The 19,877-nt window shown below is 65.9% G+C and carries 21 protein-coding genes; 16 read left to right on the forward strand and 5 right to left on the reverse strand.

The window, feature by feature from the left end:
• On the reverse strand, positions 1-528 hold a 528-nt coding region (locus Q0W90_RS14975), incomplete at its 3' end, for a TetR/AcrR family transcriptional regulator (RefSeq protein WP_297775020.1).
• A gap of 91 nt (positions 529-619) precedes the next feature.
• On the opposite strand from Q0W90_RS14975, the gene Q0W90_RS14980 reads away from it, so the two are divergent.
• The 8 genes from Q0W90_RS14980 (at position 620) to Q0W90_RS15015 (ending at position 8,656) form a co-directional block, all read left to right on the forward strand.
• A complete protein-coding gene (locus tag Q0W90_RS14980; RefSeq protein WP_297698155.1) occupies positions 620-1,174 on the forward strand; it encodes an NAD(P)H-dependent oxidoreductase in 555 nt (184 codons plus the stop codon).
• 539 nt (positions 1,175-1,713) lie between these two features.
• Positions 1,714-1,953, forward strand: coding sequence for a redoxin NrdH (locus Q0W90_RS14985; RefSeq protein ID WP_297601129.1), 240 nt, complete (start codon positions 1,714-1,716; stop codon positions 1,951-1,953).
• A gap of 62 nt (positions 1,954-2,015) precedes the next feature.
• The gene (nrdI, locus tag Q0W90_RS14990; RefSeq protein WP_297698163.1) at positions 2,016-2,495 is read left to right on the forward strand and encodes a class Ib ribonucleoside-diphosphate reductase assembly flavoprotein NrdI; all 480 of its coding nucleotides are present in this window, start codon (positions 2,016-2,018) and stop codon (positions 2,493-2,495) included.
• On the forward strand, positions 2,465-4,630 hold the full coding sequence (gene nrdE, locus Q0W90_RS14995) for a class 1b ribonucleoside-diphosphate reductase subunit alpha (protein WP_297698153.1): 2,166 nt from the start codon (positions 2,465-2,467) through the stop codon (positions 4,628-4,630). The genes nrdI and nrdE overlap by 31 nt, the downstream gene beginning before the upstream one ends.
• Positions 4,631-5,194: 564 nt before the next feature.
• Positions 5,195-5,413, forward strand: a complete 219-nt coding sequence (locus Q0W90_RS15000) for an NUMOD3 domain-containing DNA-binding protein (RefSeq protein WP_297600893.1) — start codon at positions 5,195-5,197, stop codon at positions 5,411-5,413.
• A gap of 269 nt (positions 5,414-5,682) precedes the next feature.
• On the forward strand, positions 5,683-6,432 hold the full coding sequence (locus Q0W90_RS15005; RefSeq protein ID WP_297600870.1) for a TetR/AcrR family transcriptional regulator: 750 nt from the start codon (positions 5,683-5,685) through the stop codon (positions 6,430-6,432).
• A 156-nt stretch (positions 6,433-6,588) separates the two neighbouring features.
• A complete protein-coding gene (locus tag Q0W90_RS15010; RefSeq protein WP_297775023.1) occupies positions 6,589-8,130 on the forward strand; it encodes an NAD(P)/FAD-dependent oxidoreductase in 1,542 nt (513 codons plus the stop codon).
• A gap of 67 nt (positions 8,131-8,197) precedes the next feature.
• Entirely contained in the window at positions 8,198-8,656 is a 459-nt protein-coding gene (locus tag Q0W90_RS15015) for a universal stress protein (protein WP_297600876.1), read from the forward strand.
• A 40-nt stretch (positions 8,657-8,696) separates the two neighbouring features.
• Here Q0W90_RS15015 and Q0W90_RS15020 read toward each other — a convergent pair whose 3' ends face one another.
• On the reverse strand, positions 8,697-9,236 hold the full coding sequence (locus tag Q0W90_RS15020) for a TetR/AcrR family transcriptional regulator (protein WP_297775025.1): 540 nt from the start codon (positions 9,234-9,236) through the stop codon (positions 8,697-8,699).
• The gene (locus Q0W90_RS15025) at positions 9,220-9,666 is read right to left on the reverse strand and encodes an SRPBCC family protein (protein WP_297600881.1); all 447 of its coding nucleotides are present in this window, start codon (positions 9,664-9,666) and stop codon (positions 9,220-9,222) included. The genes Q0W90_RS15020 and Q0W90_RS15025 overlap by 17 nt, the downstream gene beginning before the upstream one ends.
• Positions 9,667-9,873: 207 nt before the next feature.
• Between Q0W90_RS15025 and nrdF the strand changes: the two genes are divergently transcribed.
• Both nrdF and Q0W90_RS15035 read left to right on the forward strand, forming a co-directional pair.
• Positions 9,874-10,848 carry a class 1b ribonucleoside-diphosphate reductase subunit beta gene (nrdF, locus tag Q0W90_RS15030; RefSeq protein WP_297600884.1) on the forward strand — a complete coding sequence of 325 codons (975 nt, stop codon included), beginning with the start codon at positions 9,874-9,876 and terminating at the stop codon, positions 10,846-10,848.
• Between the two features lie 144 nt (positions 10,849-10,992).
• Positions 10,993-11,343: a DUF3349 domain-containing protein gene (locus Q0W90_RS15035; protein ID WP_297775027.1), complete on the forward strand. Its 351-nt coding sequence runs from the start codon at positions 10,993-10,995 to the stop codon at positions 11,341-11,343.
• A 4-nt stretch (positions 11,344-11,347) separates the two neighbouring features.
• Here Q0W90_RS15035 and Q0W90_RS15040 read toward each other — a convergent pair whose 3' ends face one another.
• Complete coding sequence (locus tag Q0W90_RS15040) at positions 11,348-12,388, reverse strand: NAD(P)-dependent alcohol dehydrogenase (RefSeq protein ID WP_297600890.1); 1,041 nt, start codon at positions 12,386-12,388, stop codon at positions 11,348-11,350.
• A 99-nt stretch (positions 12,389-12,487) separates the two neighbouring features.
• Complete coding sequence (locus tag Q0W90_RS15045; RefSeq protein ID WP_297775029.1) at positions 12,488-13,594, reverse strand: iron-siderophore ABC transporter substrate-binding protein; 1,107 nt, start codon at positions 13,592-13,594, stop codon at positions 12,488-12,490.
• Between the two features lie 176 nt (positions 13,595-13,770).
• Between Q0W90_RS15045 and ctaD the strand changes: the two genes are divergently transcribed.
• From ctaD to Q0W90_RS15075, 6 genes are all read left to right on the forward strand, one after another.
• Entirely contained in the window at positions 13,771-15,516 is a 1,746-nt protein-coding gene (gene ctaD, locus Q0W90_RS15050) for a cytochrome c oxidase subunit I (protein WP_297593467.1), read from the forward strand.
• A gap of 24 nt (positions 15,517-15,540) precedes the next feature.
• Positions 15,541-16,779 carry a phosphoserine phosphatase SerB gene (gene serB, locus Q0W90_RS15055; RefSeq protein ID WP_297593469.1) on the forward strand — a complete coding sequence of 413 codons (1,239 nt, stop codon included), beginning with the start codon at positions 15,541-15,543 and terminating at the stop codon, positions 16,777-16,779.
• A gap of 172 nt (positions 16,780-16,951) precedes the next feature.
• The gene (locus tag Q0W90_RS15060) at positions 16,952-17,827 is read left to right on the forward strand and encodes an ABC transporter ATP-binding protein (protein ID WP_297593471.1); all 876 of its coding nucleotides are present in this window, start codon (positions 16,952-16,954) and stop codon (positions 17,825-17,827) included.
• Positions 17,824-18,654, forward strand: coding sequence for an NUDIX domain-containing protein (locus Q0W90_RS15065; protein ID WP_297698142.1), 831 nt, complete (start codon positions 17,824-17,826; stop codon positions 18,652-18,654). Before Q0W90_RS15060 ends, Q0W90_RS15065 begins: the two co-directional genes overlap by 4 nt.
• Entirely contained in the window at positions 18,651-19,415 is a 765-nt protein-coding gene (locus tag Q0W90_RS15070; protein WP_297775032.1) for an enoyl-CoA hydratase, read from the forward strand. Before Q0W90_RS15065 ends, Q0W90_RS15070 begins: the two co-directional genes overlap by 4 nt.
• Positions 19,416-19,425: 10 nt before the next feature.
• The coding region (locus Q0W90_RS15075; protein ID WP_297775034.1) for a class I SAM-dependent methyltransferase at positions 19,426-19,877 on the forward strand (452 nt) is incomplete at its 3' end.

Here is a 19,877-nt window from a genome sequence, read left to right on the forward strand (position 1 = left end):
GACGTAGTCCACGTCCAGCAGCGCGAGCAACGCGTCGGTCTGGGCGTCGAGGTTGCCGGTGGATTCGGCCGCCTTGAGCAGCACGCGCACGTGCGTGCGCAGCACCATGGCCGGTGCGTTGTGCCGGTTTCGCGGGTCGCGGTTGGCGGCGGACAGCAGTTCGGAATGGTCGTGAGCGAACCGGATCCGCTCCCGGCCGAACGCGACCAGCCGTTCGGCCGGGAGCGCGCCCGGTCCCAGGGGCGGCGGCCCGAACAGAAACGCCTGCTGAACAGCTTGTTCGTCCTCGTCCAGCAGCACCATCATCAGGCCGGCCCGGCTGCCGAACCGGCGGAACAGGGTGCCCTTGCCGACGCCGGCGGCCGCGGCGATGTCATCCATGGTGACGGCATCGGCCCCGCGCTCGGCCACCAGGCGGCGCGCCGCCTCCAGCAACAGCGCGCGGTTGCGAACGGCGTCGCCACGCTCCTGCGCCGGCAGCTGCGGGACGCATATGGGCAACTCGGTCAACCGCTCGACGTCGCTCACTCCTGCACTTTAACGCTGCCGGAATAAATCGGACCACAGTCCGTTTAGCTGGTGCGAGGATGTATACCAACGACCGAAGGGAACCGCGAGAGTGGCAATCAAAATCTTGGCGTTAGTGGGCAGCCTGCGTGCGGCGTCGATCAACCGTCAGATCGCCGAATTGGCGGGGGCACTCGCCGCCGACGGCGTCACCGTCACGATCTTCGAAGGGCTCGGCGAGCTGCCGTTCTACAACGAGGAGATCGACGACGCGATGAGCGCCGACGCGCCGCCCCGCGCTCCGGTGGCCGCGCTGCGCGCCGCGGCGGCCGACGCCGACGCCGCCCTGGTGGTCACCCCCGAATACAACGGCAGCATCCCGGCGGTGCTCAAGAACGCGATCGACTGGTTGTCGCGCCCATTCGGCGACGGCGCGTTGCAAGGCAAGCCGCTGGTGGTCATCGGGGGATCCTTCGGACGGTACGGCGGAGTGTGGGCGCACGACGAGGCCCGCAAGTCCTTCGGTATCGCCGGTGCGCGGGTCGTCGAGTCGATCACACTGTCCGTGCCGTTCACAACGCTGGAAGGCAGGGCGCCCGCCGAGCACGCGCAGTTGTCGGCGAGCGTGCGTGATGTGGTGGGCAAGCTCGCCGCTGAAGCCGGCTGATTGGCGGAAGCCGACAAGTCGGCCGGGAGGCGACCAGCGAGGTTGCCGCCAACGGGTGGCCAAAGCCGCCAGCTCGGTCTGGCGGCTTTGCTAGCCGCGGGCTGACCCGTCGCGGCCCGCGGCTCAAAACCGGCTCAAAACGGCAGTGTCGGTGGTCGCTGCTATACCGATACCCAAAGGCGCCTTCGTCTCGCCGTGTGATCTGCGACACGCCGAGGCGGGTGTTCGAAATTGTTTGACACAGGCCTTACGACCAGGGAATTTCAGAAATGTTATTCAGAACATCTTGTATCTCGACATCTTGTCAGCCACTAGGTGTAGTGTTTCGATGCACCGGCAGACCCCAGGATCACCAAGCCAGCCAGGCTCGGTGAACCCCCCGAAATCGGCGCGAAGTGGTCGAAGACAGACCTTCGACACCGGCCCGCCGCACGACGGGAATCTGGGCGCCTGACGGATCGCTGAACCTAGCAAACAAGCAGTCCACAAGTAGTTGCCAGTCCATTGGGTCCCCCTCTTCCGCAAAGGAGCGGCATTCTATGAGCATCACCGTGTACACCAAGCCGGCATGCGTGCAGTGCAGCGCCACCTACAAGGCGCTGGACAAGCAGGGCATCGTCTACGACAAGGTCGACATCACGCTGGACCCCGAGGCGCGTGACTTCGTGATGGCGCTGGGCTATCTGCAGGCTCCCGTCGTGGTGGCGGGGAACGACCACTGGTCGGGTTTCCGCCCCGACCGCATCAAGGCGCTCGCCGGGGTGGAACTCAGCGCGTAGGGCGAGACGTTAGGTAAGGAGGTTGCGGCACCATGGACATCACGGGACGCAACCCAGGTTGGATGAGTGGCGACCCGCTGCGCCCGGGTGCTCCGCGCTTGCGATCGCCACTGGTCTATTTCTCCTCCGTGTCGGAGAACACCCACCGCTTCGTGGAGAAGCTGGGGGTTCCGGCCACGCGGATACCGCTACACGGGCGTATCGAGGTGGACCAGCCGTACGTGCTGGTGCTGCCCACCTACGGCGGCGGCCGGGCCACTCCTGACCTCAACGCCGGCGGCTACGTCCCCAAACAGGTCATCGCCTTTTTGAACAATGAGCACAACCGTTCGTTGATCCGCGGCGTCATCGCCGCGGGCAACAACAACTTCGGCGCCGAATTCGCCTACGCGGGCGACGTGATCTCGCGCAAGTGCGGCGTTCCGTACCTTTACCGCTTCGAACTAATGGGAACCCAGGACGACGTGGATGCCGTCCGCGCGGGCTTAGCCAATTTCTGGAAGGAACAGACGTGTCACCAACCGTCACTGCAGAGCCTGTAATCGCCGGCACTCATGGGTTGCCCGATGAAACGGATTATCACGCGCTGAACGCGATGCTGAACCTGTACGACGCGGACGGCAAGATTCAGTTCGATCGGGACGTGCTGGCCGCGCGCCAGTACTTCCTGCAGCACGTCAACCAGAACACCGTCTTCTTCCACAATCAGGACGAGAAACTCGACTACCTGATCCGCGAGAACTATTACGAGCGTGATGTTCTCGACCAGTACTCGCGCAACTTCGTCAAGGCGCTGCTGGACCGCGCCTACGCCAAGAAATTCCGGTTCCCGACCTTTCTGGGTGCGTTCAAGTACTACACCTCCTACACGCTGAAGACCTTCGACGGGAAGCGCTACCTGGAGCGCTTCGAGGACCGCGTGGTCATGGTGGCGCTGACCCTGGCGGCCGGCGACACCGGGCTGGCGGAGAAGCTGATCGACGAGATCATCGACGGCCGCTTCCAGCCGGCCACCCCGACCTTTTTGAACTCGGGCAAGGCGCAGCGCGGCGAGCCGGTGAGCTGCTTTTTGCTGCGCATCGAGGACAACATGGAGTCCATCGGGCGCTCGATCAACTCAGCGCTGCAGCTGTCCAAGCGCGGTGGGGGAGTTGCGTTGCTGCTGACCAACATTCGTGAGCACGGCGCCCCGATCAAAAACATCGAGAACCAGTCCTCGGGTGTCATCCCGATCATGAAGCTGCTCGAGGACTCGTTCTCCTACGCCAATCAGCTCGGCGCGCGTCAGGGCGCCGGCGCGGTGTATCTGCACGCGCATCACCCCGACATCTACCGATTCCTGGACACCAAGCGGGAGAACGCCGACGAGAAGATCCGGATCAAGACGCTGAGTCTGGGCGTGGTGATCCCCGACATCACCTTCGAGCTGGCCAAGAAGAACGAGGACATGTACCTGTTCTCGCCCTACGACGTGGAGCGCGTCTACGGCGTGCCCTTCGCCGACATCTCCGTGACCGAGAAGTACTACGAGATGGTCGACGACGCGCGTATCCGCAAGACCAAGATCAAGGCGCGCGAGTTCTTCCAGACGCTGGCCGAGCTGCAGTTCGAATCCGGCTACCCGTACATCATGTTCGAGGACACGGTGAACCGGGCCAACCCGATCGACGGAAAGATCACCCACTCGAACCTGTGCTCGGAGATCCTGCAGGTATCGACGCCGTCATTGTTCAACGACGACTTGTCCTATGCCAAAGTCGGCAAAGACATTTCGTGCAACCTGGGTTCGCTGAACATCGCCAAGACGATGGACTCACCCGACTTCGCTCAGTCGATCGAGGTGGCGATCCGCGCGCTGACCGCGGTGAGCGACCAGACGAGCATCACCTCGGTGCCCTCAATCGAGCAGGGCAACAACGATTCCCACGCGATCGGGCTCGGGCAGATGAACCTGCACGGATACCTGGCGCGCGAGGGCATCTTCTACGGCTCCGAGGAAGGCATCGACTTCACCAACATCTACTTCTACACGGTGCTCTATCACGCACTGCGCGCCTCCAACCGCATCGCGATCGAACGCGGCACGCACTTCAAGGGTTTCGAGAAGTCCAAGTACGCCTCAGGTGAGTTCTTCGACAAATACACCGACCAGGTGTGGGAGCCGGCGACCGACAAGGTGCGTCAGTTGTTCGCGGACGCGGAAATCCGCATCCCGACGCAAGACGACTGGAAGCGGCTGAAGGAATCGGTGCAGGCGCACGGCATCTACAACCAGAACCTGCAGGCGGTGCCGCCGACGGGGTCCATCTCCTACATCAACCACTCGACGTCGTCGATCCACCCCATCGTGTCCAAGGTCGAGATCCGCAAGGAGGGCAAGATCGGGCGGGTCTACTACCCGGCGCCCTACATGACCAACGACAACCTGGAGTACTACCAGGACGCCTACGAGATCGGCTACGAGAAGATCATCGACACCTACGCCGCCGCCACCCAGCACGTCGATCAGGGACTGTCGCTGACGCTGTTCTTCAAGGACACCGCCACCACCCGCGAGGTGAACAAGGCGCAAATCTACGCCTGGCGCAAGGGGATCAAGACGCTGTACTACATCCGGCTGCGTCAGATGGCGTTGGAGGGCACCCAGGTGGAAAATTGCGTGAGTTGCATGTTATGACGACTCGTCGCTAACGGCGCAGATTCTGTGACCGCCGAACTACCGGCAGAAGGCTTCATCTATGGGGTCAGGCTCCGATCGGAGTTTGATTATCGCTATGTCGGTCTCACGACCAAATCGGTTGAAATCCGCCTCAAGCAGCATTTCAAAATTGCCCGATCGGGAAGGAAGACTCCGTTTTACGATTGGCTCCGAGCGCATGACCTTGACGACGTCATTGCCGACGAACTTGATTCGCTTAGAGGCATCGAAGAACTCGGGCAGGCAGAGATCGACTGGATCGAGCTACTCAGGAGGTACGGGCACCCGCTGCTCAATCTATCTCGGGGGGGTTTGGGTCCGATGGGGGTCGAGTGGACGGCCGAAATGCGGGAGGCCGCAAGCATTCGATCGACCGGTCGGAAGGGCTTGAGCAGATTCGCTGAAAACAACCCGTTTTACGGCCGGAGTCACAGCCTCGAGCGGCGCGCGCAATGGTCGAAATTTCGCAAAGGAAAGAATACCGGGACCGAGAATCCTAATTATGGAAAGTTTGGTGAGGATCATCCGAGCTTCGGGCATTCCATGTCGGAAGGGGCTCGCGAAAGGTTGGCTGAACAGCGACGAGGCCCCGGCAATCCGAATTATGGGCGACGGGCAAGCGAGGAGACCCGCGCGAAGATGTCGGCAGTGCGTAAGGGACGGCCGATGCCTTCTAGCAGACGTAGTGCGCATACGCGGCACCACACAAATCGGGGAGTCAAGAAGGACACGTGTCAATACTGCATTGGAGACTCGCGTTAAGACCGGCCGGTTGATTGGGCCCGTGCTGGCGCATCCGCCGTAGGTATTCCCGGCCCGGCCGTTCGGCGGCCTCGTCCACCGTGTACAGCAGTGGATCGGCGGCCGCGTCGTTCTCGCTCATGCTCTCCCGGAACTCCCGCTTATTGACGCCTCGGGGTGAGTGTGAATTGCGCGGCGGATTCGCGTCGCGTCCCGAAATTCACACTCACCTGGCGGTAGGTTGCCTAGTCTGCCCAGGTCAGAAGCCGCGACGGGGTAAAGTGCCTGACGTGGTGAGAATGCCCCGACCTGCTAGACCCCACCCGGCCGTCAAGCCGGGGGCCAAGGTCGACGCGCGCAGCGAACGCTGGCGCGAGCACCGCAAGAAGGTGCGCAGCGAAATCGTCGATGCGGCGTTCCGCGCCATCGACCGCCTGGGGCCCGAGCTGTCCGTGCGGGAAATCGCGGAAGAGGCCGGCACCGCCAAACCGAAGATCTACCGGCATTTCCACGACAAGTCCGACCTGTTCCAGGCGATCGGGGAGCGGCTGCGCGACATGCTATGGACGGCGATCTTTCCGTCCATCGACCTCAAAACCGATTCGGCCCGCGAGATCGTCCGGCGCAGCGTCGAGGAGTACGTCACCCTGGTGGACAAGCACCCCAACGTCCTGCGGGTGTTCATCCAGGGCGGCTCGGCGGCCACCCCCCAGTCCACGGTCACCATCCTCAACGAGGGCCGAGAAATCACCCTGGCCATGGCCGACCTGTTCGACAACGAGCTGCGCGAGATGGAACTCGACCACGCGGCCTTCGAACTCGCCGCGCACGCCGCCTTCGGATCGGCCGCGTCGGCCACCGAATGGTGGCTGGGCCCCGAACCCGAGAGCCCACGGCTGATGTCCCGCACGCAGTTCGTCGCGCACCTGACGACCATCATGATGGCGGTGATCGTCGGCACCGCGGACACACTGGGCATCACGATGAATCCCGACCAGCCCATCCACGACGCGATGGTCAGAAAGCCGGCCGTGAGCTAAGCCGGAACCGGGCGTTGACACCGCCCGGGGCCATCGATAACACTCGTCCAAACCGATACCCTGGGTACTGGGTATTTGCGCCAGCGGGGTGGCTACGGCCGATGATGCCAGCGAGCGCCGACCTGAAACTGGCCTGAACAGAAAGACCGATCGACCGTGACCGACGTCGTGACACACACCGAGACACTGCCGGGGGCCAAGGCCCCCAAGCCCGTCCACACCCGGGCCGTCATCATCGGGACCGGGTTCTCCGGCCTGGGGATGGCCATCGCGCTGCAAAAGCAGGGCGTGGGCTTCGTCATCCTGGAAAAGGCCGACGACATCGGCGGCACCTGGCGGGACAACAGCTATCCCGGATGCGCCTGCGACATCCCGTCGCACCTGTATTCGTTTTCGTTCGAGCCCAAGCCCGACTGGAAGAACCCGTTCTCGTATCAGCCCGAGATCTGGGACTACCTCAAGGGAGTCACCGAAAAGTACGGGCTGCGCCGCTACATGGAGTTCAACTCGTTGGTGGACCGGGCTCACTGGGACGATGACGAGCACCGCTGGCACGTGTTCACCGCCGACGGCCGCGAATACGTCGCGCAATTCCTGATCTCGGGTGCCGGTGCGCTGCACATCCCGTCCATGCCCGACATCGAGGGACGCGACGAATTCGCCGGTCCGGCTTTCCATTCCGCGCAGTGGGACCACAGCGTCGACCTGACCGGCAAGCGGGTGGCGGTGATCGGCACCGGCGCCAGCGCGATCCAGATCGTGCCGGAGATCGTCGGGCAGGTCGCCGAACTTCAGCTCTACCAACGCACCCCGCCGTGGGTGGTGCCGCGCTCCAACCCCGAGATCCCGCCGGCGGTGCGCCAGGCCATGGAGAACGTGCCCGGCCTGCGCGCGCTGGTGCGCCTGGTCATCTACTGGGGTCAGGAGGCGCTGGCCTTCGGCATGACCAAGCGGCCGAACCTGCTGAAGTTCATCGAGGCCTACTGCAAATACAACATTCGCCGGTCGGTCAAGGATCGGGAGTTGCGCCGCAAGCTGATTCCCGACTACCGCATCGGGTGCAAGCGAATCCTGAACTCCTCCACCTATTACGGCGCGGTGGCCGACCCGAAGACCGAACTGATCACCGACCACATTTCGCGGATCACGCCCGACGGCATCGTCACCGCCGACGGAACGCACCGGCAAGCCGATGTGATCGTGTACGCCACCGGCTTCCACGTCACCGACTCCTACACCTACGTCCAGATCAAGGGACTGCACGGCGAGGACCTGGTGGACCGCTGGAACCGCGAGGGAATCGGCGCCCACCGCGGGATCACCGTCGCCGACGTGCCCAACCTGTTCTTCCTGCTGGGTCCCAACACCGGGCTGGGGCACAACTCGGTGGTGTTCATGATCGAGTCCCAAATCCGCTATGTCGCCGATGCGATCGCCACCTGCGACAAGCTGGGCGCGCAGGCGCTCGCCCCGACCCGCGCCGCCCAGGACGAGTTCAACGACGAGCTGCAGCGCAGGCTGGGCCCGTCGGTGTGGAACAGCGGCGGCTGCAGCAGCTGGTATCTGGATGAGCATGGCAAGAACACCGTGCTGTGGGGCGGTTATACCTGGGAGTACTGGCGGGCGACCCGCTCGGTCAAGCCCTCCGAATACCAGTTCTACGGCGTGAGCACGGGCAGGCACGCGGCCGCCTCGTGACGGCCCTTCGAAGCTGAGCCCCTTCGTCTGGGAATTTGGCCGCCCCGGGCTTTACAGTGGGAGGGAAATGAGCGCCTATCAGACCGTCGTGGTCGGCACCGATGGCTCCGACTCGTCGCTGCGTGCGGTGGACCGCGCAGCCGCGATCGCTGCGGATCACGGCGCGAAATTGATAGTTGCGACGGCGCATCTCCCCGTCCCCCAGGAACGCGGCCGCTACGCCATCCCGCCCGGGAGCGACCACGGCCAGGATTATCGGACGGTTGGCGAGGCCCCCTTCTACGCGATCCTGCAGAACGCCACGGAACGGGCGCACCAAGCGGGGGCCACGAACGTGGAGGAGAGGTCGATCGTCGGTGCCCCCATCAACGCGCTGGTGCAGCTCGCCGAGGAGGTCCATGCCGACCTGATGGTGGTCGGCAACGTCGGGCTCAACAGCGTCGCCGGGCGGCTGCTGGGATCGGTCCCGTCTGAAGTCTCACGCAGGGCCAAGACCGACGTCCTGATCGTCCACACCGCGAACTGAAGCATCGTTAGGAATCGGTTGATTTCGGAGTTGCCGACGGTCAGCGGCTGAGCAGCTCCGCGAAGGCCTGCGCGGCCGCGTCGACGCCGGCATCGTCGTCGGTGGCGACCAGATCCAGCAGCAAGCCACGGATTACGGCCAGCCCGAGCCGCGCCAGGGCGGGGTCGACCGGACCGCCGGCGACCGTCTCGACCTCTCTGAGCCAGCCGTCGACAGCGCCGGGAACCATTCGGGCGAAAGGCTTTTCGCCCTGGGCGGCGCGGGCGTAGCACTCGAAGAAGAGGCGTTCGGCTTGGCGCAGTTCGGGTCGCCGCACGTCGGCCCACATGGCGGCAAAGTTCTCGGCCGGGGTGGTGGGCAACTCGGGTAGGAGTCCCATCTGGCGGCGCTCGACCTCCTCGACGATCGCCACAAGCATGTCATCCCGAGACCCGAAGTGGTGCAACAGCATTCGGTGACTCGTTCCGACCGCGTCGGCCACGTCGCGCAGCGATCGGTCGCCGATGCCGCCGGCCGCGAACTCGCCGACAAGCGCATCGAGGAGTTGTCGGCGCCGCTCGGTGTCAGGAGTGCGCGCCATCGGCGCGGCTGAGCTGCTCGGAACGGGCCTTGAGCCCTTGAGCCTCGAGTTTGAGGTAGCGCTTGGTCATCGATCCCATGAGCCGCCCGACAAGAGCGCCGAATACGCCGTTCTGGTCGATCCGCTGGCGCACCAGCGTTCCGCCGCCCGGTTGGGCGATCACATCATGGCGAGCGCTGGCCGTAGCACCGGGAGCGCGTTGCACCCACGTCCAGGACGTGCCCGGGTCGATCTCGGTGACTTGCCAGACCAGCTTCGACATGCGCGGCTGCTTGATGGCGAACCGCTTGCCAACGGCGAGCCCGGGCCCGTCCAGCCCGGTCAGGGAGGTCACCGAGGCCGTCCACTCGGGCCAGCGCTCGACGTCGCTGAAGACTTCCCACACCAGTCGCGGCGGCGCGTCGATCGCGACGCTGTCCTCGGTAATCATGTACCAAACGGTACATGGTGTCGGCTGTTTTGCCTACGCCATGCCGGCGAACGCGCAATACTGGACAAGGAAGAGAAAATCTGGCGGCCACGGGTGTCCGCGACACGCAAACACAAGTTCTTGTGTTCCGCATTGTTGTCGTACCCCAGGGGTAGTGTCTGGAGCCTGACGTCCCTCAGGCAAAACGGCGTGTGAAGCGGGGTTCTGGTGACCGAAAACATGAAGCTGATCGACCGGGTTTCAGCGATCAACTGGAACCGCGTGCAAGACGAGAAGGACGCCGAGGTCTGGGACCGGCTGACCGGAAACTTCTGGCTGCCCGAGAAGGTGCCGGTGTCCAACGACATCCCGTCCTGGGGCACCCTGACCGCCCACGAAAAGCAGCTGACCATGCGGGTGTTCACCGGCCTGACGCTGCTGGACACCATTCAGGGCACGGTCGGTGCGGTCAGCCTGATCCCCGACGCGCTGACCCCGCACGAGGAGGCCGTCTACACCAACATCGCCTTCATGGAGTCGGTGCACGCCAAGAGCTACAGCCAGATCTTCTCCACGCTGTGCTCGACGGTCGAGATCGATGACGCGTTCCGCTGGTCGGAGGAGAACCCCAACCTGCAGCGCAAGGCCGAGATCGTCATGCAGTACTACCGCGGCGACGAACCACTCAAGCGCAAGGTGGCCTCCACGCTGTTGGAGAGCTTCCTGTTCTACTCCGGGTTCTACCTGCCGATGTACTGGTCGAGCCGGGCCAAGCTGACCAACACCGCCGACGTGATCCGGCTGATCATCCGCGACGAGGCGGTGCACGGCTACTACATCGGCTACAAATTCCAGCGTGGCCTGGCGCTGGTCGACGAGGCGCGCAGGCAAGAGCTCAAGGACTACACCTACGAACTGCTCTTCGAGCTCTACGACAACGAGGTGGAGTACACCCAGGACCTCTACGACGAGGTCGGGCTGACCGAAGACGTCAAGAAGTTCCTGCGCTACAACGCCAACAAGGCGCTGATGAACCTCGGCTACGAGGCGCTGTTCCCGCGCGACGAGACGGATGTGAACCCGGCGATCCTGTCGGCGCTCTCACCCAACGCCGACGAGAACCACGACTTCTTCTCCGGCTCGGGCTCGTCGTACGTGATCGGCAAGGCCGTCAACACCGAGGACGAGGACTGGGACTTCTAGGTAGGCAGTTCACCCAAGCGGTTTGTGAACGCCGCGTGAATTGTCGCCGGGGCGCGACGGCCCGGTGGCGCCGCTGACGGTGTAGCCGGGAGACTGGTGGATGTGGCGATAACCCCATCTTCGACGGCCGCTTTCTTCCGTTCAGTGATCCAGTGGCTGCAATGCGGCTACCCCGACGGCGTCCCCGGACCGGATCGTGTCCCACTGTTGGAGCTGCTGCGCAGCACGCCGCTGACCGAGGAGCAGATCAAGGAAGTCGTCGACGCCATCGACGAGGAAACCAAGCCGGGCGACGAGATCGACCGCGACGTGATCGCCGATTTCATCTCCGACATGACGCATTACGACGCGGGTCCGGAGAATGTCGCGCGGGTGGCCGCCCGGCTGGCCGCCGCGGGGTGGCCGCTCGCGGGCATCACGCTCTCGACCGACGCGGCGGAAGAACGCGGCGCGGCCAACGGCAAGCGTGAACCGGCCCCCAAGGCGGTTTCCTGAGCCGCTACAGCCTGGAGATATCGATGACGAAGCGGTAGCGGACGTCGCTGGCCAGGACGCGCTCGTAGGCCTCGTTGATGTAGTCGGGCTCGATGAGCTCGATTTCGGGCGTCACGTCGTGCGCGGCGCAGAAGTCCAACATCTCCTGCGTCTCGGCGATCCCACCGATGTTCGACCCGGACAGGCTGCGGCGTGCCAGCGCCAGCGGGAACGCGCCCACCTCCATGGGGTGCTCGGGGATGCCCAATTCGACGAGGGTGCCGTCGACGTCGAGCAGGCTCAGGTAGTCGTTCAGCTTCAGGTTCGCAGAGACGGTGTTGAGCATCAGGTCGAAGCTGCTGCGCAACTTCTTGAACGTGTCGCGGTCGGAGGTGGCGTAGTAGTGCTTGGCGCCCAGCCGCAGCCCGTCTTCCATTTTCTTCAACGACTGCGACAGCACGGTCACCTCGGCGCCCATCGCCGCGCCCAACTTGACGCCCATGTGCCCCAAACCCCCCAGGCCGATGATCGCCAGCCGCGTGCCCGGCCCGGCCTTCCAATGCCGCAGCGGGGAGAACAGCGTGACCCCCGCGCACAGCAGCGGTGCCGCCTTGTCCAGCGGCAGCGAGTCCGGGATGCGCAAGACGAAGTTCTCGTCGACGACGATCGCCTGGCTGTAGCCGCCCTGCGTCGTCGTGCCGTCTTCGTCCTTGGCGTTGTAGGTGAAGGTCGCACCCTTCTTGCAGTACTGCTCGAGCCCGGCCTGGCAGCTGCTGCACTGACCGCAGGAATTCACCATGCAGCCCACGCCGACGTGGTCGCCCACCGTGAACTTGGTGACCTCGGAGCCGACCTCGGTCACGACGCCGGCGATCTCGTGGCCCACGACCACGGGGTAATTCGGTGTGCCCCATTCGCCTTTGGCCGTGTGGATGTCGGAGTGGCAGATGCCGGCGAACTTGATGTCGATCGCCACGTCCCGCGGGCCCGGGTCGCGCCGCTCGATGGTGGTCTTGGTCAGCGGTTCGGTCGCCGACGTGGCGGCGTATGCCGAAACAGTGCTCATGAATATCCCTCGTCGATGTGATGGCTTCGCCAAGAAGTTTAGCTAAGGTAATAGTTCTTTCGCCAACCGGCGGGCGAAGATCACGTCGGCTGCCCGGCGTCAGTTGATCGGGGCGTTCACCAGGCGCAGGTCGTCGACGATGCCGCGGGCCGCGATCAGGCCCTCGCCGGTTTGCCAGATCTCGTCGTTGACGACATAGACCCGGTTGTCCCGGTTGGCGGACAGCTTGCGCCACGGGCCGCTGTCCAGGACCGTGGCGGCTCGATCGGCGGCGGCCGGTGTGGCGCACGACAGATACACCACGTCGGCGTCGGCGACGGACAGATCCGGATTCTTCGCGAGGTCCGCGTCGGTGGCGCCGATCTCGATGTAGGGCTTGTCGGTGAACCGCTGCGATGCCGGCCGGTCCACCCCGACCGCCCCGAGCACGCTGGCCGGGAAGTTGTTGGCGCCGTACACCCGGATCGATACGGTGGTCAGCTGCACGATGGACGCCTGAAAGTGGGAGGCGTCATGGCGCGCGCCCACATCGGTCGCCCGCTGGGAAAACCCGCTGAGCAATGCGTCCATCGCGCCGCCGCGCGCGGTGGCGGCGCCGACGGCGCGCAGGTTGTCTTCCCACGCCGCGCCCGGTGCGCCCGTGAACACCGTCGGGGCGATCGCCGCCAGCTCCGGATACAAGGTGGGCGTCAGCCCCTGCGAGCCCAGGATGAGATCGGGGTGGGCCGCTGCGATCGCCTTCAGGTCCGGGTGCGAGCGCGTGCCGGCGCCGGGCACACCGTGCACCGCGCCGCCCAAATAGGCGGGCTGACCCGACGAGCCGTCCGGCAACGCGGCGGCGACCACCCGCGATTGCAGGCCCAGCGCGCACAACGCGTCGAGCTGGTCGCCGGAGAGCGCCACGATGCGCTGCGGGTCGGCGGGCACCTGCACCACGTCCGGCTCGACCCCCGCGGCGTTGTGGACGCGCCGCTTCGAGGCCCCCGAATCGGCCTCGGCGGCGTCTCGGCCACACGAATCGTCCGGCCGGCGGTCGTTTCCGAGCACGCCGGCCCCCGCGATTTGGGTGGTGGGCGTGACCAGCGAGCGGGCCGGTGTCGTGGCGGCGGGCTTGTCGGACCCGCAGCCGACGCATGCCGCGACGACCGCCGCCGTCACCGCGGTGGCCGCGGCCCACCGGGCGGGTCTGATCACGCCGAACGACACGCGTCAGACGCTAACATCCGGCCAGCTCGGTGGCGCCGCGCCAAAGGACACACCACCCCGCCGACGCATTTACGACAGTTTGTAGGACCAGCCCTGACGTCGCCGTGATCGACGGCTAAGATTCCTCTGAATAGTGATGTTGGGCCAGTGTCCGATCCGGATGTTTGGAGAAGCTGTTGACAGCCGAAGCGCCCCCCTTGGGAGAACTCGAGGCCGTTCGTCCGTACCCGGACCGCCTGGGCCCCAAAGGGAACCTCGTCTACAAACTGATCACCACCACCGATCACAAGCTGATCGGCGTGATGTACACCGTCACCTGCTTCGCCTTCTTCTTCATAGGCGGGCTGATGGCGCTGCTGATGCGCACCGAGCTGGCCGCTCCGGGGCTGCAGTTCCTGTCGAACGAGCAGTTCAACCAGCTGTTCACCATGCACGGCACGATCATGCTGCTGCTGTACGCCACGCCGGTGGTGTTCGGCTTCGCCAACCTGGTGTTGCCGCTGCAGATCGGTGCGCCCGACGTGGCGTTCCCGCGGCTGAACGCCTTCTCGTACTGGCTGTTCCTGTTCGGCGGGCTGATCGCGGCGTCCGGTTTCCTCGTCCCGGGTGGGGCCGCCGACTTCGGCTGGACCGCCTACACGCCGCTGTCTGACGCCGTCCACTCGCCCGGCGCCGGGGGAGACCTGTGGATCACCGGCCTGATCCTCGCGGGTCTGGGCACCATCCTGGGTGCGGTCAACATGATCACCACCGTGGCGTGCATGCGCGCACCGGGCATGACGATGTTCCGGATGCCGATCTTCACCTGGAACATCCTGGTGACCTCGATCCTGATCCTGATCGTGTTCCCGCTGCTGACGGCCGCGCTGTTCGGCCTGGCCGCCGACCGCCATCTGGGCGCCCACATCTACGACGCCGCCAACGGCGGGGTTCTGTTGTGGCAGCACCTGTTCTGGTTCTTCGGCCATCCCGAGGTCTACATCATCGCCCTGCCGTTCTTCGGCATCGTCACCGAAATCATCCCGGTGTTCTCGCGGAAACCGATCTTCGGCTACACCACGCTGGTCTACGCGACCCTGTCGATCGCGGGCCTGTCGGTCGCGGTGTGGGCGCACCACATGTTCGCCACCGGAGCCGTTCTGCTGCCGTTCTTTTCGTTCATGACGTACCTGATCGCGGTGCCGACCGGGATCAAGTTCTTCAACTGGATCGGCACCATGTGGAAGGGCCAGTTGACGTTTGAAACACCGATGCTGTTTTCGCTCGGCTTCATGCTCACCTTCCTGCTCGGTGGTCTGACCGGCGTGATGCTGGCCAGTCCGCCGATCGACTTCCACGTCACCGACAGCTATTTCGTCGTCGCGCACTTCCACTACGTGCTGTTCGGCACGATCGTGTTCTCCACCTTCGCCGGCATCTATTTCTGGTTCCCGAAGATGACCGGCCGGCTGCTCGACGAGCGGCTGGGCAAGCTGCACTTCTGGTTGACGTTCATCGGGTTCCACACCACCTTCCTGGTGCAGCACTGGCTGGGGAACTTGGGTATGCCCCGGCGCTACGCCGACTACCTGGCCAGCGACGGCTTCCAGCCCTACAACGTCGCCTCGACGGTGGGCGCCTTCATCCTGGGCGCGTCGATGTTCCCGTTCGTCTGGAACGTCTTCAAGAGCTGGCGCTACGGCGAGGTCGTCACGGTCGACGACCCGTGGGGTTACGGCAACTCGCTGGAGTGGGCGACCAGTTGCCCGCCGCCGCGGCACAACTTCACCGAGCTGCCCCGAATCCGTTCGGAGCGGCCGGCATTCGAGTTGCACTACCCGCACATGGTGGAGCGGCTGCGCGCCGAGGCCCATGTGGGCCGGGCCCACGGGCCCGCGGACAAGGACGTCACCAGGCTTGACGACGTCCAGGTTCGCAGCTGATGGCCTGACGGGCGGCTGTCGGGAGTGAACTCACCACCACCCAAGGTGTCGGTGCTGATCACCGTCACCGGTGTGGACCAACCTGGCGTGACCGCGACGCTCTTCGAGGCGTTGTCGCCGCATGGGGTTGAGCTGCTCAACGTCGAACAGGTGGTGATCCGGCACCGTCTGACGCTCGGCGTGCTGGTGTGCTGCCCGGCGGACGTCGCCGACGGTGCCGAGCTGCGCCACGACGTCGAGTCGGCCATCCGCAAGGTGGGCCTCGACGTCAGCATCGAGCGCAGCGACGACGTACCGATCATTCAGGAACCCTCGACGCACACCATTTTCGTGCTGGGCCGGCCGATTACCGCCGGCGCGTTCGGCGCGGTCGCCCGCGAGGTGGCCGCGCTGGGCGTCAACATCGACCTGATCCGCGGCGTCTCCGACTATCCGGTGACCGGGCTGGAGCTGCGGGTCTCGGTGCCGCCCGGAGCCGATGGCCGGTTGCGGACCGCCCTGAACCGGGTGTCCGGCGAGCAGCACGTCGACGTCGCCGTCGAGGACTACACGCTCGAGCGGCGGGCCAAGCGGCTCATCGTGTTCGACGTGGACTCGACGCTGGTCCAGGGCGAGGTCATCGAGATGCTGGCCGCGAGGGCGGGTGCCGAGGGCAAGGTCGCCGCGATCACCGACGCCGCGATGCGCGGCGAGCTGGACTTCGCCCAATCGCTCGAGCAGCGGGTCGCGACGCTGGCGGGCTTGCCGGCCACGGTGGTCGACGAGGTCGCCGATCAGCTGGAGCTGATGCCGGGCGCGCGGACCACGCTGCGGACACTGCGGCGGTTGGGTTACGCGTGCGGCGTGGTGTCCGGGGGCTTCCGGAGGATCATCGAGCCGTTGGCCGAGGAGCTGATGCTGGACTACGTCGCGGCCAACGAGCTCGAGATCGTCGATGGCACCCTCACCGGCCGCGTGATCGGGCCTATCGTCGATCGGGCCGGAAAGGCAACGGCGCTAAGGGAATTCGCGCAGCATGCCGGGGTCCCGATGGCGCAGACGGTCGCCGTGGGCGACGGCGCCAACGACATCGACATGCTGGCCGCGGCCGGGCTGGGGATCGCGTTCAACGCCAAGCCCGCGCTGCGGGAGGTGGCCGACGCGTCGTTGAGCCACCCGTACCTGGACACGGTGCTGTTTCTGCTGGGTATCACCCGCGGCGAGATCGAGGCCGCCGACGCGGTCGACGGCGAGATCCGCCGGGTGGAAATCCCGCCGGAGTAGGCGGCCTCCCCGTCGCGAGCAGACGGATAATCGCACGGTCTCGGCCATTTTCATGCGATTCTGCGTCTGGTGACCGGGCAGGGCTCGGCGAAGCGCCGCTGTTGGAACCCGGCAGGTATTCGAGCGTCGCGGTACGGCACGATGGTCGGGTGCCCGAAAACGGAAGCCGGAGGTGAAACCCGAGGATTCGAGAGAATCCGAGGGTAGAGCCGACCAGACGAGCGAGGCAGCCGACCCCGATCTGTTGATCGAGTTACGCGAGGTGGCGTTGCAGCGCGGCGGCAACGTCCTGGTCGGGCCGCTCGATTGGGCTGTCGAACTCGACGAGCGTTGGGTGATCGTCGGGCCCAACGGGGCCGGCAAAACGTCGCTGCTGCGGATCGCCGCGGCGGCCGAACATCCGTCGTCCGGTGTGGCTTTCGTGCTCGGCGAGCGGCTGGGCCGGGTCGACGTGACGGAGTTGCGTTCGCGCATCGGGCTCAGTTCGTCCGCTTTGGCGCAGCGCGTGCCCGGCGATGAAGTGGTGCGCGATCTCGTCGTCTCGGCCGGCTACGCGGTGCTGGGCAGGTGGCGTGAGCGCTACGAAGACGTCGACTACCGCCGGGCGATCGACATGCTGGAGAGCCTTGGCGCCGAGCACCTGGCGGACCGCACCTACGGCACGCTCTCGGAAGGCGAGCGCAAGCGGGTGCTGATCGCCCGCGCGCTGATGACCGACCCCGAACTGCTGCTGCTCGACGAACCGGCCGCCGGCCTGGACCTGGGCGGCCGCGAGGAGCTGGTGGCGCGGTTGGGCGACCTGGCCGCCGATCCCGAGGCGCCCGCCCTGGTGCTCGTCACCCATCACGTCGAGGAGATCCCGCCCGGGTTCAGTCACTGCATGCTGCTCGCGGAAGGCCAGGTGGTGGCCGCGGGATTGCTCACCGACGTGCTGACCGCCGACAATCTGTCCACCGCATTCGGCCAAGCGATCGCCCTCGACGTCGTCGATGGACGCTACTTCGCGCGGCGAGTCCGTACCCGCGCAGCCCACCGGAGGCAGTTATGACGTCACCCGAGGAAACCCCGCTCGTTCCCAGGCCGGCGGCGACCGTGATGCTGGTCCGCGATGACGGCCCCGGCCTGAGCGTTTTCCTGATGCGAAGGCACGCCAGGATGGCGTTCGCCGCGGGGACGATGGTGTTCCCCGGCGGCGGCGTCGACGACCGCGACCGCAACGCCGATATCGCGTGGGCCGGCCCGGCGCCGGAGTGGTGGGCCCAGCGCTTCGGCATCGAACCCGACTTGGCCGAGGCGCTGGTCTGCGCCGCGGCCCGCGAGACGTTCGAGGAAACCGGGGTGCTGTTCGCCGGCCCTACGGGCCGGGGCCGTACGGCCCCGGACAGTATCGTCGGTGACGCCTCGGTGTACGGCGACGCACGCCGGGCGCTGGCCGACGGGACGTTGTCGTTCGCGGACTTCCTGCGGCGGGAAAACCTGGAGCTGCGCTCGGACCTGTTGCGGCCGTGGGCCAACTGGGTCACCCCGGAGGCCGAGCGCACCCGCCGTTATGACACCTATTTCTTCGTGGGTGCCCTGCCCCAGGGGCAGCGCGCCGACGGCGAGAACACCGAATCCGACCGGGCGGGCTGGACAACGCCGGAGGCGGCCATCGACGATTTCTCGGCCGGCCGCAGTTTCTTGCTGCCGCCGACCTGGACGCAGCTGGACTCGTTGGCCGGGCGGACCGTCGCGGAGGCGCTGGCCGTACAGCGCCAGATCGCGCCGGTGCAGCCGCATCTGGAGATCCAGGGCGACAACTGGGTTTTCGAGTTCTTCGATTCCGACCGCTACCACCAGGCGCGGGAAGCGGGCGGGCTGGGGTGGCGGCATTGAGCGAGTTCGTCAACGTCGTGGTCAGCGACGGTTCGCAGGATGCCGGCCTGGCCATGCTGCTGCTGTCGCGCCCCCCGACGAACGCGATGACCCGGCAGGTCTACCGGGAGGTCATCGCCGCGGCCGAGGAATTGGGGCGGCGCGACGACGTCGCCGTCGTGATCCTGTTCGGCGGCCACGAGATCTTCTCCGCCGGCGACGACATGCCCGAGCTGCGGACGCTGCGGGGCCCCGAAGCCGAGACCGCGGCCCGGGTCCGGCAGCAAGCCATCGACGCGGTGGCGGCCATCCCCAAGCCGACCGTGGCCGCGATCACGGGATACGCCCTGGGCGCCGGGCTCACACTGGCCCTAACCGCCGATTGGCGGATCAGCGGGGACAACGTGAAGTTCGGCGCGACCGAAATCCTGGCCGGGCTGGTGCCCGGCGGCGATGCGATGGCCCGCCTGACCCGGGCGGCCGGGGCCAGCAAGGCCAAGGAGCTGGTGTTCAGCGGGCGGTTCTTCGACGCCGAAGAAGCCCTGGCGCTGGACCTGATCGACGAAATGGTGGCCCCCGACGACGTGTACGACGCCGCCGCGGGATGGGCGCGCCGTTTCCTCGACGGCCCGCCACACGCGCTGGCCGCGGCCAAGGCCGGCATCAACGACGTGTTCGACCTCGAACCGGCCGAGCGGCTCTCCGCCGGACGCCGGCGCTACATGGAGGTGTTCTCCGCTGGTCAGGGCGGTGGCGATCAGGCGGATCCCGGCGGCCGTTAGGCTGCCCTGCATGACGAGTTCGACCGATGCCGTTCCGACGCCCCATGCCACCGCCGCGCAGGTGGAAGCCGCCCGCCACGACAGCAAGCTCGCGCAGGTGCTCTACCACGACTGGGAAGCCGAGAACTACGACGAGAAGTGGTCTATCTCCTATGACCAGCGCTGTGTCGACTACGCCCGGGGCCGGTTCGACGCCATCGTGCCCGACGGGGTCATCGCCGAGCTGCCCTACGAACGCGCCCTCGAATTAGGCTGCGGCACAGGGTTTTTCCTGCTCAATCTGATTCAGTCCGGGGTCGCGCGCCGCGGGTCGGTCACCGACCTGTCACCCGGCATGGTCAAGGTCGCCACCCGCAACGGGCAGTCGCTGGGCCTGGACATCGACGGCCGGGTCGCCGACGCCGAGGGCATTCCCTATGAGGACGACACATTCGACCTGGTGGTCGGACACGCGGTGTTGCA

It is taken from the genome of Mycobacterium sp. (genome assembly GCF_025933915.1).
Lineage (GTDB): Bacteria > Actinomycetota > Actinomycetes > Mycobacteriales > Mycobacteriaceae > Mycobacterium.

Excerpts from the sequence above, each read along its gene's own strand:
- Q0W90_RS14985 (WP_297601129.1), top strand. The coding sequence starts at position 1,714 with ATGAGCATCACCGTGTACACCAAGCCGGCATGCGTGCAGTGCAGCGCC.
- nrdI (WP_297698163.1), top strand. The coding sequence starts at position 2,016 with ATGAGTGGCGACCCGCTGCGCCCGGGTGCTCCGCGCTTGCGATCGCCA.
- Q0W90_RS15000 (WP_297600893.1), top strand. The coding sequence starts at position 5,195 with ATGTCGGAAGGGGCTCGCGAAAGGTTGGCTGAACAGCGACGAGGCCCC.
- Q0W90_RS15015 (WP_297600876.1), top strand. The coding sequence starts at position 8,198 with ATGAGCGCCTATCAGACCGTCGTGGTCGGCACCGATGGCTCCGACTCG.
- Q0W90_RS15020 (WP_297775025.1), bottom strand. The coding sequence starts at position 9,236 with ATGGCGCGCACTCCTGACACCGAGCGGCGCCGACAACTCCTCGATGCG.
- Q0W90_RS15025 (WP_297600881.1), bottom strand. The coding sequence starts at position 9,666 with ATGATTACCGAGGACAGCGTCGCGATCGACGCGCCGCCGCGACTGGTG.
- Q0W90_RS15040 (WP_297600890.1), bottom strand. The coding sequence starts at position 12,388 with ATGAGCACTGTTTCGGCATACGCCGCCACGTCGGCGACCGAACCGCTG.
- Q0W90_RS15065 (WP_297698142.1), top strand. The coding sequence starts at position 17,824 with ATGACGTCACCCGAGGAAACCCCGCTCGTTCCCAGGCCGGCGGCGACC.